The following is a 17,390-nucleotide window of genomic DNA, read 5'->3' as shown; positions in this document are numbered from 1 at the left end:
TTTGATTTTCTTTGTCTTTATAGAGCTACACCGAGGCGTTTCACTTGTTTTTAGCACAGAGCTTCACAGAGCTTTTTTTTGATTTTCTTTGTCTTTATAGAGCTACACCGAGGCGTTTCACTTGATTTTTATACAGAGCTGCACTGAGCTTTTTTTTGATTTCTTTATCTTTATAGAGCTACACCGAGGCGTTTTTCACTTGTTTTTACACAGAGTTGCACAGAGCTTTTTTTGATTTTCTTTGTCTTTATAGAGCTACACCGAGGCGTTTTTCACTTGTTTTTACACAGAGTTTTTTTTTATTTTCCTTGTCTTTATAGAGTTTAGCTGAGACTTTTTATTTTCACATTGCAAATCGTTTAATTCCTTTAGATAATAGTTTAGTGTTAAAATTAATTAATAATCCTGTTTTATAATTCCCTAATCTCATATAAGTTAATATTTGAGCTTTGTGAACATCGGTAAAAGTCTCAACTGTTTTTAATTCAAGAACCAATTGATCTTCTATCAATAAATCAATTTTATAGCCGTGATCTAATTTGATTTCTTTGTATTCTATTGGAAGTTTTTTCTCTCTTTCAACTTTTAAATTAGCATTTTTCAATTCATAGTATAAACATTCTTGATAAGCAGATTCTAGTAATCCAGGACCCAAATGTCGATGAACTTCAATAGCTAAACCAATTACTTGTTCTGTTAACTTATCAACTTCCATATTTTTACTTTATAAATATTCTTTATTTAAATTAATGTAACGCTCTCAATTTCTCACATTCAACACAAAGTAAATAAAAACCCTCCGTGAATCTCATTTACCTCTGTGCATCTCGGTGTAAAAAGCCAAGTGCAACGCTCTCAATTTCTCTCATTCGATACAAAGTTTATAAAAACCTCGGCGAATCTCTTAAACCTCGGTGTATCTCTGTGTAACAAAAAAGTGAAACGCTACTCAAAAGCTCTCAACGCCAATTCATAACTCTGCAATCCAAAGCCAATAATAACCCCTTTAGCGTTTGCTGAAATATAAGATTGATGGCGGAAAGACTCTCTAGAAAAGGTATTGGAAATATGAACTTCTATAACAGGAGTCGTAATAGCTTTAACAGCATCTCCAATTCCAATAGAAGTGTGCGTGTAAGCTCCCGCATTTAAGACAATACCATCATAAGTAAAACCTGCTTCTTGAATTTTAGAAATGATTTCCCCTTCAATATTACTCTGAAAATACTCTAACGTTATGTTAGGAAACTGAATTTGTAATTTTTCAAAATACGAATCAAAAGTTTCGCTGCCATAAACTTCAGGTTCACGCTTTCCTAAAAGATTAAGATTTGGTCCGTTTATAATGATAATTTTCATGTGAATTGTTTTTGTAAAAATAAAAAAACCATTCTTTTTGAGAATGGTTTTAGTAAAATATTGTGAATTTTAGTATTAAAACATGTAACCCACTGAAAACTGAATTACCGAGTTTTTCACATCGGCATCTTGTTTGGCTTCTGTTAATCCAGCTACATAACGTCCTGAAACAAATAAACCATCGGTTATTTTATAACTCAAGCCGCCTGCTAAACCAAAATCGAACGAATTGGTGTCGTTGGCATCTACTTCATTTCGTTCACTTACTAATACAGAAGCTTGTGGTCCAAGTTCTAAACTCAATTTATTTGAAGTTAAATAAAACTTAGCTAATACAGGAATAGAAATATAGCCCAACTCATTTTTAAATTGCTCACCTAATCCTTTTAATTCGGCACCTTTAGTAGAATATAATAATTCAGATTGTAGTGCAAAGTTTTGAAAGACATTTAACTCTACTACAAGTCCAGCATGGTAGTTGGTAATAGTTTTAAAGTCATAATTAGCAACATCTCCTCCCGTGTAGTTAGCAAAATTTAATCCCCCTTTTACGCCAAATTTTAGCATTTGAGCCTGTGAAAAACCAGTTCCTAGAACCAGTAAAATCATAGTTGCAATTATTCTTTTCATATTAAAATGTTTAAAGTTGTAACGCTTGTTAGCGCTTTTTAGTATGATTGTCGATAAAATGCACTTTTTATCGTTTTTTGGATTTTATTGATTATGAGGTGTTTATGTTTTTTTTACTATTTTTTGAAGGTTTATTTTTTATTAAAAAAAGTTTAAAATTTTAATTTTTATAACTTTTAACTAATTGATTATGAACATAATTGTTTTTACTTGTTAATAAAATTGTTAATAATTTAACAAAAATATGTTATTTCGTATAAAAAAATGCTATAAATTCGTACTACAAACTTAAAATTTAAATTTATGAAAAAAATTATTTTATCGTTAGGAGTTATGTCATTATTATTGTCTTGTAGTACAACGAGCCATACTTATCGTGCTAATGGAATTGCGGATAAAAATGTTATTGCTGGTCAAGTAGTAGTCGACACAAAATTAGATTTAAAAACTAAAATTGAAGTTGTATCATCAAAGAGAAATACAGTAGGTGAGGCAATGGATGAGGCCTATTACAAAGCAATTAATGATAACAATATTGACTTAGTTGTTGATCCAATTTTTGAGATTACCACAACGGATAAGATTTTGTTTTGGGGCGGTAAAAGCACTGCGAAATTAACTGGTTTTGGTGCTAAGTATGATAATTCAAGAAGTAAAGTAGAGGCTATAAAAGAATTAAAATCAATAGACACTACAGATGTTAAAAAGTTTAATGCTATCTATTACAATGTAAACACAGATGGAACAGAAATCGCTAAACCATCAACGGTAAAAAAAGCTGGTTTTTTAAGTATGTTTTTTAATAAATAGATTCTTTAGAAATGAGGAATTTTATAATACTTATAAGTTCTATAGTTTTATTAAGTTCATGTAGTTCTACAAATTATACATACAGAGATAATTTTATTCAAGACAAGCCTGTAATAACAAGCGAGGTTGTTGTAGATGTAAAATTAGATGTAAATAAAAAGGTAGAATCAACATCTAGTAAAAGAAAAACGGTAGAATTAGCAAAAAATGAAGCTTATTATAAAGCTATTACAGAAAACAATATAGATGTTGTCGTTGATCCAATTTTTGAGGTGAAAACTTCAGATAAAATTTTGTTTTTTGGAGGTAGAAGTACTGCGAAGCTGAAAGGCTTTGCTGGTTATTATGTAAATCCAAGAACAAAAGTAGAAGCAATTAAGGAATTAAAACTAGTTGATACTTTAGATATTCATAAATATAATAATATTTACATGGGAATTCCCTTTCCTGTAATAAATAAGATTAAAGTTAAGACTGAAAATGTTAAAGTAAAATCTAGTACAGTAAGTTTAGATTCTGGTATGAAATCTGTGGTTCCAAATAAAACTGAATCAAAAGAATTAAAATCAAACTTTGGTTTTAAAATTGCTAAAGCTACAAATAATTTAGATGTTGCTAATTACGGCGAATATGCTAATGATGGTATATCTTTTGGTTTTATTTATGAATCAAATCCAAATGGTAAATTTGGACTTAGAACAGAATTTTTATATTCAATAAATGATGAATTTGATCATATTTACATTCCTGTTTTAGGAAAATATTCTTTTACTAAAAATTTCAGTATTCTTTTAGGACCAAGTATTACCCATATTATGGGTGATGATTTTGATGAATTTGCTGATATAAGTTTAGGTTTAGATTATGGTATATCGTATGATATTGGTAAAAAAATATTTATTGATTTAAGATTTTCCAATGGTCTAAATGATATTGGTGAGTTTGAAGAAATTAAATATAAAAGTAATACTATAGGTATAGGTTATAGATTTTAATTTCATGTTTATCTATAATTCAATCCCGAGCAATGCTCGGGATTTTTTTATTGCTGTAATTTGCCTACATTTGAAATATGAGTACTTGGCAATCGTATATTAAAGAATATCAAAATTATCTTCGTTTAGAACGTGGGCTTTCTAAAAACACCATTGAAAACTACACGTTTGACATTGAAAAATTAGTGTTGTTCTTACATCAGCACGAGATTACCGTTTCTCCCATTCAAATTTCTGAAGAAACTATTCAGCAATTTATTTACGAATTATCATCAAAAGTAAACGCTCGTAGTCAGTCACGAATTATTTCAGGACTAAAAAGCTTTTTTAATTATTTAGTTTTTGAAGATTATCGAAAAGATACACCGCTAGAATTAATAGAAGTTCCTAAAACCGGTCGAAAATTACCCGATACTTTAGCTACGGAGGAAATTGATGCGCTAATTAACGCCATCGATTTATCCACTCCAGAAGGCGAACGCAATAAAGCTATGTTAGAAGCGCTATACAGCTGTGGTTTGAGAGTGTCAGAGTTGGTAAGTTTAAAGATTTCCGACTTATTTTTTGAAGAAGGTTTTATCAAAATCACAGGAAAAGGAAATAAACAACGTTTTGTGCCTGTAGGAGGCTCTACAATTAAATATATTACTTCTTATGTAAACTTAATACGAGTGCATTATCCCGTTCAAAAAGGGCATGAGGATACGCTTTTTTTAAATAGGAGAGGAAGGCAATTAACACGTGCCATGGTTTTTACTATTATTAAAGATTTAGCGGTAAAAATCAATTTAAATAAAACAATAAGTCCTCACACATTCCGACATTCATTCGCAACACATCTTTTAGAAAATGGTGCCGATTTACGTTCTATCCAATTAATGCTCGGACATGAATCTATTACTACAACCGAAGTGTATATGCATTTGGATAGAAAGTTCTTGTCGGAAGTGTTGAATAATTATCATCCACGTAAATAGTTGACAGTCTCAGTTTTCAGTCACAGTACTATAACATGCAAAAAAAAAGATGTTTCAATTTTGAAACATCTTTTTTTTATCTGTCAACTGCGACTGTCAACTGTGACTAAAAATTACTTCGCAATATTCACTGCTCTAGTTTCACGAATAACCGTAATTTTTACTTGACCAGGATATGTCATTTCAGTTTGGATTTTTTGAGAAATATCAAATGATAAATTTACCGCTGCATCGTCAGATACTTTTTCACTTTCTACAATAACACGTAACTCTCTACCTGCTTGAATTGCATAAGCATTTTTAACCCCGTTGAATCCGAAAGCGATATCTTCTAAGTCTTTCAAACGTTGGATGTAAGAATCTAGTACTTGTCTTCTTGCTCCAGGACGTGCGCCAGAAATAGCATCACAAACTTGGATAATTGGAGAAATCAATGATTTCATTTCAATTTCGTCGTGGTGCGCTCCAATAGCGTTGCAAACTTCTTCTTTTTCACCATATTTTTCAGCCCATTGCATACCTAATATTGCGTGAGGTAATTCGCTCTCAGTATCTGGTACTTTTCCAATATCGTGTAATAAACCAGCTCTTTTAGCTAATTTAACGTTTAATCCTAATTCAGCCGCCATAATACCACATAACTTAGCTACTTCTCTAGAGTGTTGTAACAAGTTTTGTCCGTAAGATGAACGGTATTTCATTCTACCCACCACTTTAATTAATTCAGGGTGTAATCCGTGGATTCCTAAATCAATAACGGTACGTTTTCCAGTTTCGATGATTTCCTCGTCGATTTGTTTAGCAGTTTTAGCAACCACTTCTTCAATACGTGCTGGGTGAATACGTCCGTCAGTTACTAATTTGTGCAACGCTAAACGAGCGATTTCTCTTCTTACTGGATCAAAACAAGATAAGATGATAGCTTCTGGGGTATCGTCAACAATGATTTCAACTCCAGTTGCTGCTTCTAAAGCTCTAATGTTACGACCTTCACGACCGATGATTCTTCCTTTTACATCGTCAGATTCAATGTTGAATACAGAAACACAGTTTTCAACCGCTTCTTCAGTACCTACACGTTGAATAGTGTTGATGATGATTTTTTTCGCTTCTTGTTGCGCTGTCATTTTTGCTTCTTCCACAGTATCTTGGATGAATGACATAGCGTTTGTTTTGGCTTCTGCTTTTAAACTTTCTACCAATTGATTTTTAGCATCTTCAGCAGATAAACCAGAAATAGCTTCTAGTTGCTCTACTTGACTTCTGTGAAGTTTATCAATTTCTTGTTGTTTCTTGTCTAAATATTCGATTTTATTGTTGTAATCTGCAATTTTAGCTTCAACTTCATCATTAATTTTTTTAGCTTTTGCTAATTCATTTGAAACTTGAGATTCTTTATCACGCGTTCTTTTTTCAGCTTCGGCCATTTTTTTGTCGCGAGCTAAAATTACTTGTTCATGTTCTGCTTTTAATTCTAAAAACTTCTCTTTAGCTTGTAGAATTTTATCTTTTTTCGCTGCTTCAGCTTCTGTTTTAGCGTCTTTTAAAATCGAAGCTGCTTCTTTTTTTGCATTTTTAATTAGGTTAGAAACATTGCTTTTCTCTAAAAATTTAGCGATTCCAAAACCTCCAGCAAGACCAACAACAATTCCAATTATTATACCTAGTATATCCATATGTGTGTTAAAAAATTATATAAAAAAAGCCTACATTAGATGTTTGTATAAACTCTGTTATACAAGATTTGAGCTAACCTGCAGTTCAAACTTCCCACTTAAGGGCCTGTTATAGTTGCAAAGATTCACTCGTTTAAATTGTTAGTGTTGAGTTTATCAAATATATACTAATGTAGGCAGTATCTTTGTTTGTTTATGTAAGAACGTATTTATTTTGAGAGTAACTCACTCAATTTTTTATCCAAATTTTGCAATCTGGTTAAAGAAGTTTCATCATCTTGAGTTTTACTAATTTGTTTTTGTTCCACTTGTGCTGCAAATTGCAAGGCACACATGGCTAAAACATCTTGTTTGTCTCTTACAGCATAGCTTTGTTCAAACTGTTTAATCATAGCATCTATTTTTTTTGAAGCACTTCTTAGCCCTTCTTCTTGTGATGGTTCCACAGTTAATGGATATACACGGTCTGCTATTGATATTTTAATTTTCAGCTTTTCACTCATGAGCTTTCTAATCTGAAAGTTGGGCTATACAATAATCAATTTCTCTGATTAATGAATTTATTTTGAGTTTTGTTTCTCGTTTATTTTCTTCACTGCCTAGTAATGAGTTTACCATTTTTAGAGTATCTAATTGCTTCTTCAGGTCTTCAATTTCACCAGATTGCTGTTGTTGATTTTTTCTAGAAAGCAACAATTCATCCTGCAACTCTTGGTTTTTCTTTTCTAGCTGTGACACTTTTTGGTTCAGCTTAAAAAATTTAACTTCGAGAGAATCAATTAATTCAGATAATCCATTCATTAATGATAGAATTCATTTCAATATTTCACAAAGTTAGCATTAGTATTCAAAAATAGCAATACTTTTTATTAAATTTTGTGAATAATTTTTAATTATTTATAACTATCTGATAATTAATAATTTATTAAAGGTATGGTTTTTGTTTACTTTATATAAAATTATTTTAGTATTTTAGCATTAAACACAAGCACTATGAAGTTCGTATTAGCCATTTTATTCGCCCCTCTTTTTATTTTTAGTCAGGATTTTCCTCAAGATTATTTTCAATCTCCTTTAGATATTCCGCTCGATTTATCGGGTTCGTTTGGAGAATTACGAAGCAATCATTTTCATTCGGGTTTAGATTTTAAAACAAAAGGAGTGGAGGGTTTGCCTGTTTATGCTGTAGGCGATGGCTATATTTCTAGAATTAAAATTTCAACTTTTGGTTATGGAAAAGCAATTTATATTACACATCCAAATGGATATACTTCGGTTTATGGTCACCTTCAAAAAGCAAATGGATCTATTGAAGCATACATCAAATCGAAACAATACAAAGAGCAATCGTATGAAGTAGAAATGTATTTGTACCCAACAGAATTACCAGTAAAAAAAGGAGACGTAATTGCTTTTACAGGAAATACTGGCGGAAGTGGCGGTCCTCATTTGCATTTTGAATTTCGAAATACCAAATCGGAAGAAATTTTAAATCCGATGCATTTTGGTTTCAAGAAAATTATTAACGATGATAGAAAGCCCGTGATTCAAGGTGTTGTGGCTTATCCTTTAGATTCTACTGTGGTGAATACTTCACAAAAACCAATTAATATTTCATTTTCCAAACAAACCGATGGAAGTTATTTGAGCACAAAAGTTAGAACTAATGGTAAAGTTGCATTTGGAATTAATGCATACGATTTTTGTACTAATGCTTACAATAAAAATGGATTATACAAGGTAAAAGCGTATTTAAATGGTGTTTTGTATTACCAATACGGTTTTGATGGTTTTGCTTTTGATGAAACACGCTATATTAATAATTTTATCGATTACGAACGCTTTCATTTGATGGGACAACGTGTTCAAAAATTGTTTCAATTATCGGATTATCCGCTATCTGTTGTGGCAGGAAACAAAAAAGATGGTACTATAAAAGTGCAACCTGGAACCAATTATACCTATCGAGTAGAAGTGTACGATTTTCATGGAAATCGTGTAGATTTAATTATCCCAATTGAATTCTACAACACACAGGCTACGATTAAAAATACCATTCAAAAAACACCTTACTATGTAAAAGCTAAAAATGAGTCGATTTTTGAAAAGAATAATGTTTCAGTGCAAATACCAGAAAATGCTTTTTATAATAATTTCTATTTAAATTTCGATGTTAATGGTGATATTTTAACTTTACATGACGATAGTGTTCCAGTCCATAAAAATATAACTATTACATTTAACGATGTTCAAGGTTTAACCGAGGAACAATTAGCTAAAACATTTATTGCTACATTAGATGGTTATAAATTAGAGTACAATAAAACATACCGAAAAGGGAATACTTTCTCAATTAAAACAAGAACATTAGGAAAGTTTAAATTAGCACAAGACACTACGCCACCTCGAATTTATAACGTGAATTTTGTGGAAGGAAAAACTATAAAAGAACAAAAAACAATTAGTGTTTCTATTACAGATTTGCATTCCGATATTAATACCTACAATGGTTATTTGAACGGAAAATGGATTTTAATGGAATACGATTACAAAACAAAAAAGTTGGTGCACAATTTAGATGATAACATTTGCGTTCCTGGAAGAAACGATTTAAAGATTGTTGTGACGGATAATTTACAAAATTCCACTACCTTTGAATCTTACTTTTTTAGATAATTAAAACGAATTCTTTTGAAAAATATATTTTTTGTATTCATTATTGGTCTTTTTTCAATGACTATTTCGGCTCAAAAGGCCCGTGTTAAGGGTGTTATTTTAGACGAATTTAATAATCCGGTTGAAAACGTAACGGTAAAAGTGGGAGATAAAGGAACGGTCTCAAACGAAAATGGTTTCTATATTTTAGAAATCGAGGCTAACAAAAAAGTCACGATTACTTTTTCACACGTTTCATTGAAGAAAATTACTATTGATTTGAATCTGAAACCCAATGAAGATTTTGAGTTAAACCCGGTAATGAATTCAAAAATTGAAGAATTTGGAGAAGTTTTAGTTACAGGAAGTAGTAAAAAACGAATCGAAGGCGTTACCACAATTGATCCGGTTGTGGTAAGAAAAATTCCAGGAGCTAATGCCGGAATAGAAAATATAATTAAAACACTTCCGGGTGTTTATTCTAATAACGAATTGAGTACTTCGTATGCCGTTCGTGGTGGAAATTACGACGAAAATTTAGTCTATGTAAATGAAATTGAAGTTTATCGTCCGTTTTTAATTCGTTCAGGACAACAAGAAGGATTGAGTTTTACCAATACCGATATGGTTCAAAATGTAGACTTTTCAGCTGGTGGTTTTCAATCGAAATTCGGAGATAAATTATCATCGGTTTTAGATATTACCTACCGAAATCCAAAACGTTTTGGCGCTAGTTTAGAAGCTAGTTTGTTAGGCGGAAGTTTAACAGTTGAAGGTGTTTCTAAAAATCAAAAATGGAGTAACATTACAGGTGTTCGTTATAGAGACAACAGTTTGTTAGTAAATAGTCAAGAAACAGAAACCAATTTTAAACCAACATTTTTTGATGTTCAGACTTTATTGAATTTTAATTCTTCAACCAAATGGAACTTTAGTTTCCTTGGAAATATTTCGCAAAACAGATACAATTATCAGCCTTTAACACGTCAAACGAACTTTGGAACGATTGATCAACCTATTGCTTTGTTAGTATTTTATGAAGGACAAGAAAAAGATAAATACCTAACGTTTTTTGGTGCCGGAAAAGCCGTTTATCAATACAACGAAAAAAATAAATTGAAGTTTATCCTTTCCGGATATCATACACAAGAACAGGAATATTATGATATTTTGGCGCAATATCGTTTAGGCGAAGTGGATGCAAATATCGGTTCGGAAACCTTTGGAGATGTTGTTTTTACCCGCGGAATAGGTTCGCAATTAAATCACGCTCGTAACGATTTAGATGCTTTGATCGTAAATGCAGAAGTAAAAGGTTTTCATGAAATTAATGAAAAATCGCAAATAGAATGGGGAGCCAAATTTACCTTAGAAGATATTCGAGATAGAATTGTAGAATGGGAAGTTGTGGATTCTGCTGGTTTTTCTTTACCAAATCCTCTTTTAGATTATCAAAATGATCAACCTTATAATCCATATGTTGGACCATTAGCACCTTTTCAAAACATTAGAGCGACTAATTTTACAAGAATTAATCGTTTTTCAGGTTATGCACAATGGAATTATAGAGGAAAAATTGGAACACATGAATATTGGTTAAATGCCGGATTAAGAGCACATCAATGGCAAGTTACGGCTGAAAGAAGACCAAATGGTGATAGCCAAATAACGTTTTCACCACGAGCACAATTCGCCTTTAAACCTGATTGGAGTAAAGACATGATGTTCCGATTATCTGGAGGTTTGTATCACCAACCACCATTTTATCGAGAGCTTCGGGATTTTGATGGAGTAGTGCAAACCAATGTAAAAGCCCAACAATCATTTCATGTAGTTTTAAGTAATGATTACAGTTTTAAAATGTGGTCGCGACCATTTAAGTTGGTCTCCGAAGCATATTATAAAAATATTACGGATGTAAATACTTATTCCATTGATAATGTTCGTATTCGATACCGAGCTAACAACAATGCAGAAGCGTACGCGTACGGATTCGATGCGCGTTTAAACGGTGAGTTTGTTCCAGGAACGGAATCTTGGTTTAGTTTCGGATATTTAAAAACAGAAGAAAATCAAGATGGCAAAGGTTTTATAGCGCGTCCAACCGATCAACGATTGAAATTTGGAATGTTATTTCAAGATTATATGCCTAATATTCCGAACTTAAAATTATATCTGAATTTAGTTTATAATACGGGTTTGCCAGGCGGTTCGCCTTCATACGCTGACCCATATGCTTACCAATTGCGATTGAATGATTATCGCAGAGCCGATGTCGGGTTTTCTTACGTATTCAAAGATGCAGGAATTCAATCAAGTAAAATGTGGTTGAAACCGTTTAATGAGTTTTCATTAGGTTTAGAGATTTTCAATTTGTTCAACAACCAAAATTCAATTACGAATACTTGGGTTCGCGATGTGTACACGAAATCGCAATACGGAATTCCTAATTATATGACCACTCGTGTTTTCAATATCAAATTGGTTGCCCGATTGTAACCCAACAATTATTTTAGTATATTTGACTATAAAATTCAAACAGATGAAGCGTATTCTTTTCACTTTTAGCTTGGTTGCAACTTTAATGAGTTGTAAAGAAGAAACGGAAACTCCAAAAGTTATCTACGAAGAAGGAAAAACTAAGGTAGAAGCAGAAACTAGAGATACGTCATCTATCAAAGTGGCTGATTTGCCAATTTTGATGGAAGGAACCAAATATTTAATTCATCCTGTTGGAGATGTTCGTGTGTATGACTCGAATAGCAAAGTGTATGGAAGTAGTAAAACCAATCAAGTAAGCTACGCTATTTCCAATTACAACCGATTTGAAATTACAGGTTATTTCGATAATTTAAATTTTCAACATATTGATTCTACTTCAGTAAAACCATTAACCGATAAGAAAATCCAAATTCAAACCGCAACATTTTTAGATGGAATTGCAGCAAAAACTAAAAAGCAAATCATCGTTTATACTCTAGTTGATTCTGATACTAACAAAGACGGAAAAATTAATCAGAATGACATTCGTTCGTTGTATTTGAGTTCAGCAAGTGGCGAAAACTTCACTAAATTATCAGAAAATCTTTTAGAATTAATCGATTGGAATATTATCGAAGCACAAAATCGTTTGTACTTTAGATGTATTGAAGATATCAACAAAAACGGTGCTTTTGATAAAAACGATAAAGTACATTACCATTTCGTAAACTTGTTAGCTGACGAGTGGAAAGTGGAAGTTTATACTCCGAATTAGTTTTTCAATAATTGATGAGAATCAAACTGATTTTTCTTTCCTGTTTTATCTTGTTTTGTAATTTATCTTTTGCAGAAGGTCAAGATGGATTGGAAAATATTTTGAGTTTTGGAAATTTCTTAATGGTTATCACCAATCTTTTAGTTTACATTTTTGTGCTAGGTATTCTTGTAAAGTTTCTTTTTTATAAAGGAAATTCAAAAAATGGATTTACTAAGTCTTTTTTGATTTCTACACTAATCTCGCTTTTACTTTTAGTAATTTTTAAAGACGAGTTTACTTTTTTACTTTTTAATGTTTTATAAAGATAATGGTAAAATATGTCATCCCTAAGGGATTTTAGTTACGATTGATAATTTTTACCAACATTTCATGCCTAACGGCATTTTTAAATTCTAAAGCTGACTTGTGTTTATATAAAGTTCCGTAGGAACGAAATTTTGGTAAAAGCAATCCTAAGTATGAACAGAAGTCCCGTAGGGACGACATCAAAACATAAATAATAAAATCAGTTTTTATTTGCGTTGCAAAGCATCCGTTTCATCCGCGTTCTATTTTAAATCAAAATATCACTTTCTAAATCCGATTTTTCAATTTCAAAATCAAATCCTAATTTAGAAACCAGTTGAATTACCAAATTCTTATACCAGTTTTCACTTTTAGGATGAATGTAGATTTTTTCGATTAATTGATTCAAATTAACATCGACTTTTAAACCATTATCGATTTTCATTCCATTAGCTGAAACGTCTGAAATAATACGAATTTCTCTTTCGTATTGAAAACTTTTACGTTTGAACAAAAACGGGAAAAAAGTATCTTCAAACGGAATAAACTCTTTTTTGTAATCGATATAATTTACTGCACCGATATATTGTTCGGTTTGTCTTTCAGGTTGTAAGGCTTCTTTTAGTCTGCCAATTGTTGTTTGAATCGCTAAACCTTCTGTATTTTGAGTGAAAATTTGCCACATCGCAAACGATTCGTATTCGTTGATATGCCAACTACTAATCACTACTTTTTCACGATGCGATTTATAATAATCCAAAAACTTTGGATTGTTAGCAGCAATTTTCTTGATTTCTTCAAAAGTAGGTTCCGAAAATGTACCTTCGTATTGATCTTCAAACTTATCCGAACGCGACATAAATAACTGTTGCGACAACAACATGTCTAAAAACTTAGACAAGTCCAAATATTTCCAAACAATGGTATCATTGTCATCGGGTAAAGTGATATTTGGATGGTTTATATACATTTTTCAAGTTCAAAATTCAAGTTCAAGTTCAAAATTCAAGAATGAAAGAGATTCCTGTCGGAATGACAAGTTTGTGTGTAAATCTTAAATGACCTTAATTCATAAAGATGCACAACTTCAAAAACTTAAATGACTTATATGTTTAAAATTTAAAAATCTGTTTAAATCAGCGTTTCGCTTTAGCGAATCCGTTTCATCCGCGTGCTAATTTACTCGAAACTCTGCATCATCACTAACTTCGAATACGTTCCGTTTAAAGCCAATAATTCGTCATGTGTTCCTTGCTCTACGATTTCACCTTTTTGCATTACAACAATTTTATCCGCTTTTTGAATAGTTGATAATCGGTGCGCAATTACAATTGATGTTCGATTTTGCATCATGTTTTCTAATGCCACTTGAACGAATTTTTCACTTTCTGTATCTAAAGCAGAAGTGGCTTCATCCAAAATCATAATTGGTGGGTTTTTCAAAACAGCTCTCGCAATCGATAAACGTTGTTTTTGTCCACCTGAAAGTTTTCCTCCGGCATCACCAATATTGGTTTCAATTCCGTTAGGTAAGTCTTTTACAAACTCATAAGCATTTGCCACTTTTAAAGCTGCTATGATTTCCTCATCGGTTGCATCTTCTTTCCCTAAACGAATATTATTTTTAATGGTGTCATTAAATAAAATCGAATCTTGCGTAACCAATCCCATTAGATCACGAAGCGATTCTAACGTCATATCTTTGATATCGATTCCGTCAATTTTTACGATTCCTTCTTGCACATCATAAAAACGGGTTAATAAATTCGCAATCGTACTTTTCCCAGAACCCGATTGCCCAACCAAAGCTACCGTTTTTCCTTTAGGTATTTCCAAAGAGAAGTTTTTCAATACATTTTCTTCAGCGTATCCAAAGTTAATGTTTTCAATGCTGATTTTCTCTGTGAAAGTCTCTTTTACGATTGCATTTGGTTTGTTAGTAATCGTATTTTCAACTTCTAAAACTTCAAACACACGTTCTGCAGCTGCTAAACCATTTTTAACAGCATAAGAAGCTTTTGAAATCGCTTTGGCTGGAGTCAGAATGTTATATGCTAATCCAATATAGGTAATAAAATTTGAGCCTTTTAAAGAACCTTCAACTAAAACTAGGTTACCACCGTAAACCAATAACACGCCAATAACTAGAATCCCCATAAATTCACTCATAGGTGAGGCTAAATTATTTTTCTTTCCAATCGAGATTGTTAATTGGTACAAACGATTAATGGAATCGTTGAAAGTTTTGGCAAAATATTTTTCAGCATTGTAACTTTTTACCACTTTCAAGCCACCTAAACTTTCTTCAACAATTGAAATCAAATAACCATTTTCTTGTTGGGCTCTACTTGATTTTGATTTCAAACTTTTCCCAATTTTTGAAATTACAAATCCAGAAACAGGAATAAAAACAAATACGAAAACAGTTAATTTCCAACTAATTGAAATCATTGCAATTAAAGAAAACAAAATAGTTAGAGGTTCTTTAATAATAAGTTCTAAAACCATAAAAAACGAATTTTGAACTTCATTTACATCACCAAGCATTCTAGCCATTACATCCCCTTTTCTTTTTTCAGAATAATAGGAAACAGGTAACGAAACAATTTTGTTGAACATCTTTTCACGTAAATCACGTAGCACTCCTGTTTTTACTTTTGTTAAATGTTGTAACGCTAGATAATTAGATAGATTTTTAAGTAAAAATGTAACTATAACTAAAGCCACAGTTAGCATTAGTCCATATTGAATACCATAATCATTGGAATATTGATTTACATAATAGGCGATATATTCTTGCCAATTGCTCAAAGCATTAATGACTCCATCGTAAATTGGTAGTTTAACTTCGTCTGTTTTTCTTTCATCAAATAAAACAGAAAGAACAGGCATAATAAAGACCATTCCTAATGTTCCAAATAATGCATACAAAATGTTGAATGATACGTTACCAATAACATTGTATTTGTACTTTCTTGCAAAAGGAATAAGTTTTTTAAAATTTTCGTCCATTTAGTTTAATTTCATTGCCGAAATAATTCCAGCAATTTTGTTATCTAATTCTTTTTCTACTGAATCTGCGTTTTCAATCGTATCTAAAACTCCATTTACGCTGAAATAGAATTTAATTTTAGGTTCGGTTCCACTTGGTCTTGCGCAGATTTTGCTTCCGTCTTCCAAATAGTAAATTAATACGTTTGATTTTGGAATATGAATTTCAAATTCTTCGTTATTCATAAAGTCTTTTCCTTTTGAAGCTTGATAATCTTCGATGCAAATTACACGTTGACCGTTGATTTCCTTCATAGGATTTTCGCGTAAGTCAATCATCATTTGTTTGATTTCGTTAGCACCTTCAATTCCTTTTTTGGTAATCGAAATCAAATGTTCTTTATAGAAACCAAAATCAATATATAAATTCAATAATTCCTGATATAACGAACTTCCAGAAGCTTTAGCTTGTGCTGCAATTTCACTTACCAATAAAATAGCGGCAACCGCATCTTTATCACGAACTGCATCGCCTACCATAAAACCAAAACTTTCTTCACCACCTCCAACAAATTTCTGATTTGGGAAATCTTTAATGAATTTAGCAATCCATTTGAAACCTGTTAATCCTACTTTACATTCTACATCATATGCAGATGCTAATTCTAACATCATTGGAGTAGAAACAATAGTCGAACCAATGAATTCATTTCCTTTTAATTTATCAGCGCGTTTCCATTGTTCTAATAAGAAAGCGGTCATGATAACCATCGTTTGGTTTCCGTTTAATAATTTGATGTTTCCATCTAAATCACGAACCGCAACACCTAAACGATCAGAATCTGGATCGGTTCCCACGACCATATCGGCACCAATTTTTTCTGCCAAAGCAATTGCCATTGACAATGCTTCTGGTTCTTCAGGATTTGGAGATTTAACGGTTGGGAAATCACCATTTGGTTCTGCTTGTTCTTGTACGATATTTACATCGGTATAACCTGCTTTTGCCAACACATTTGGAATCGCTTTAATAGAAGTTCCGTGTAAAGAAGTATAAACGATTTTTAAATTCGCTTTAGCTTCGGATGACGTATTAAAACTTGCATTTTCAACGGTTGATTTTGCAAAAGCTTCGTCAACTTCAGTATCGATATATTCAATTAAATCGTTGTTCGCTTCGAATTTAATATCGCTGTATTTTAAATCTTCAATTATTTTGATAATTTCAGCGTCTTGAGGCGGTACTAATTGACCGCCATCTTGCCAATATACTTTGTATCCATTGTACTCTGGCGGATTGTGAGAAGCCGTTAAAACAATTCCTGCATGACAATTCAAATAACGAACTGCAAATGATAATTCAGGAGTAGGGCGCATGTCTGAAAACAAATACACTTTAATTCCGTTAGCGGAAAAAACATCAGCCACAACTTTAGCTAAAGTGTTACTGTTATGGCGACAATCGTTAGCAATTGCTACTTTTAGTTGTTCGTTTGGAAACGATTTGTGTAAATAATCCGATAAACCTTGCGTGTTTTTTCCAAGTGTATATTTGTTGATACGATTGGTTCCAACACCCATAACACCGCGCATTCCACCCGTTCCAAACTCTAAATTTTTATAAAAACTTTCTTCTAACTCTTTTGGAGCTGAAGTCATCATTTCTTCGATAACGTTTCGAGTTGCTTCGTCAAATGTTGGAGTTAACCACTCGTTTACTTTGTTTAAAATATTTTGTTCGATATGCATATTC

General features: G+C 32.0%; 15 protein-coding genes. 6 read left to right on the top strand and 9 right to left on the bottom strand.

Annotated features, from left to right (window positions below; all coding sequences use genetic code 11):
* Positions 1 to 343 precede the first annotated feature (343 nt).
* The 3 genes from ACE3PD_RS09325 to ACE3PD_RS09315 all read right to left on the bottom strand — a co-directional run bounded on the left by ACE3PD_RS09325 (position 344) and on the right by ACE3PD_RS09315 (position 1,989).
* On the bottom strand, positions 344 to 715 hold the full coding sequence (locus ACE3PD_RS09325) for a GxxExxY protein (protein ID WP_026724781.1): 372 nt from the start codon (positions 713 to 715) through the stop codon (positions 344 to 346).
* Positions 716 to 945: 230 nt separating this feature from the next.
* Entirely contained in the window at positions 946 to 1,359 is a 414-nt protein-coding gene (gene aroQ, locus ACE3PD_RS09320; RefSeq protein ID WP_374401756.1) for a type II 3-dehydroquinate dehydratase, read from the bottom strand.
* A 75-nt stretch (positions 1,360 to 1,434) separates the two neighbouring features.
* Positions 1,435 to 1,989, bottom strand: a complete 555-nt coding sequence (locus ACE3PD_RS09315) for a porin family protein (protein ID WP_374401754.1) — start codon at positions 1,987 to 1,989, stop codon at positions 1,435 to 1,437.
* A gap of 303 nt (positions 1,990 to 2,292) precedes the next feature.
* Between ACE3PD_RS09315 and ACE3PD_RS09310 the strand changes: the two genes are divergently transcribed.
* The 3 genes from ACE3PD_RS09310 (at position 2,293) to xerD (ending at position 4,771) form a co-directional block, all read left to right on the top strand.
* Positions 2,293 to 2,799, top strand: a complete 507-nt coding sequence (locus ACE3PD_RS09310; RefSeq protein ID WP_374401752.1) for a hypothetical protein — start codon at positions 2,293 to 2,295, stop codon at positions 2,797 to 2,799.
* Positions 2,800 to 2,810: 11 nt separating this feature from the next.
* Positions 2,811 to 3,794: a hypothetical protein gene (locus tag ACE3PD_RS09305; RefSeq protein ID WP_374401750.1), complete on the top strand. Its 984-nt coding sequence runs from the start codon at positions 2,811 to 2,813 to the stop codon at positions 3,792 to 3,794.
* 77 nt (positions 3,795 to 3,871) lie between these two features.
* Positions 3,872 to 4,771, top strand: a complete 900-nt coding sequence (xerD, locus tag ACE3PD_RS09300; protein WP_374401748.1) for a site-specific tyrosine recombinase XerD — start codon at positions 3,872 to 3,874, stop codon at positions 4,769 to 4,771.
* A gap of 113 nt (positions 4,772 to 4,884) precedes the next feature.
* On the opposite strand, the gene rny is transcribed toward xerD, so the two are convergent.
* From rny to ACE3PD_RS09285, 3 genes are all read right to left on the bottom strand, one after another.
* Positions 4,885 to 6,447: a ribonuclease Y gene (rny, locus tag ACE3PD_RS09295; protein ID WP_374401746.1), complete on the bottom strand. Its 1,563-nt coding sequence runs from the start codon at positions 6,445 to 6,447 to the stop codon at positions 4,885 to 4,887.
* A gap of 209 nt (positions 6,448 to 6,656) precedes the next feature.
* A complete protein-coding gene (locus ACE3PD_RS09290; RefSeq protein WP_374401744.1) occupies positions 6,657 to 6,950 on the bottom strand; it encodes a cell division protein ZapA in 294 nt (97 codons plus the stop codon).
* 7 nt (positions 6,951 to 6,957) lie between these two features.
* Positions 6,958 to 7,248 carry a hypothetical protein gene (locus tag ACE3PD_RS09285; protein ID WP_374401742.1) on the bottom strand — a complete coding sequence of 97 codons (291 nt, stop codon included), beginning with the start codon at positions 7,246 to 7,248 and terminating at the stop codon, positions 6,958 to 6,960.
* A 192-nt stretch (positions 7,249 to 7,440) separates the two neighbouring features.
* Here ACE3PD_RS09285 and ACE3PD_RS09280 point away from each other — a divergent pair, with 192 nt between their 5' ends.
* The 3 genes from ACE3PD_RS09280 to ACE3PD_RS09270 are packed head-to-tail and all read left to right on the top strand — an operon-like array spanning position 7,441 to position 12,358.
* A complete protein-coding gene (locus ACE3PD_RS09280; RefSeq protein ID WP_374401740.1) occupies positions 7,441 to 9,123 on the top strand; it encodes a M23 family metallopeptidase in 1,683 nt (560 codons plus the stop codon).
* Between the two features lie 57 nt (positions 9,124 to 9,180).
* Complete coding sequence (locus ACE3PD_RS09275; RefSeq protein ID WP_374401763.1) at positions 9,181 to 11,601, top strand: carboxypeptidase-like regulatory domain-containing protein; 2,421 nt, start codon at positions 9,181 to 9,183, stop codon at positions 11,599 to 11,601.
* 43 nt (positions 11,602 to 11,644) lie between these two features.
* Complete coding sequence (locus ACE3PD_RS09270) at positions 11,645 to 12,358, top strand: hypothetical protein (RefSeq protein ID WP_374401737.1); 714 nt, start codon at positions 11,645 to 11,647, stop codon at positions 12,356 to 12,358.
* A 556-nt stretch (positions 12,359 to 12,914) separates the two neighbouring features.
* Here ACE3PD_RS09270 and ACE3PD_RS09265 read toward each other — a convergent pair.
* The 3 genes from ACE3PD_RS09265 to ACE3PD_RS09255 all read right to left on the bottom strand — a co-directional run bounded on the left by ACE3PD_RS09265 (position 12,915) and on the right by ACE3PD_RS09255 (position 17,386).
* Positions 12,915 to 13,616, bottom strand: a complete 702-nt coding sequence (locus tag ACE3PD_RS09265) for a hypothetical protein (protein WP_374401735.1) — start codon at positions 13,614 to 13,616, stop codon at positions 12,915 to 12,917.
* A gap of 209 nt (positions 13,617 to 13,825) precedes the next feature.
* A complete protein-coding gene (locus ACE3PD_RS09260) occupies positions 13,826 to 15,658 on the bottom strand; it encodes an ABC transporter ATP-binding protein (RefSeq protein WP_374401733.1) in 1,833 nt (610 codons plus the stop codon).
* Positions 15,659 to 17,386, bottom strand: coding sequence for a phospho-sugar mutase (locus ACE3PD_RS09255; RefSeq protein ID WP_374401731.1), 1,728 nt, complete (start codon positions 17,384 to 17,386; stop codon positions 15,659 to 15,661).
* Between the last annotated feature and the right edge of the window lie 4 nt (positions 17,387 to 17,390).

The sequence above is a fragment of the Flavobacterium sp. genome (assembly GCF_041911335.1).
In the GTDB taxonomy this organism is placed as follows: Bacteria; Bacteroidota; Bacteroidia; order Flavobacteriales; family Flavobacteriaceae; genus Flavobacterium.
This window is presented reverse-complemented; position numbering and strand designations above follow the sequence as displayed.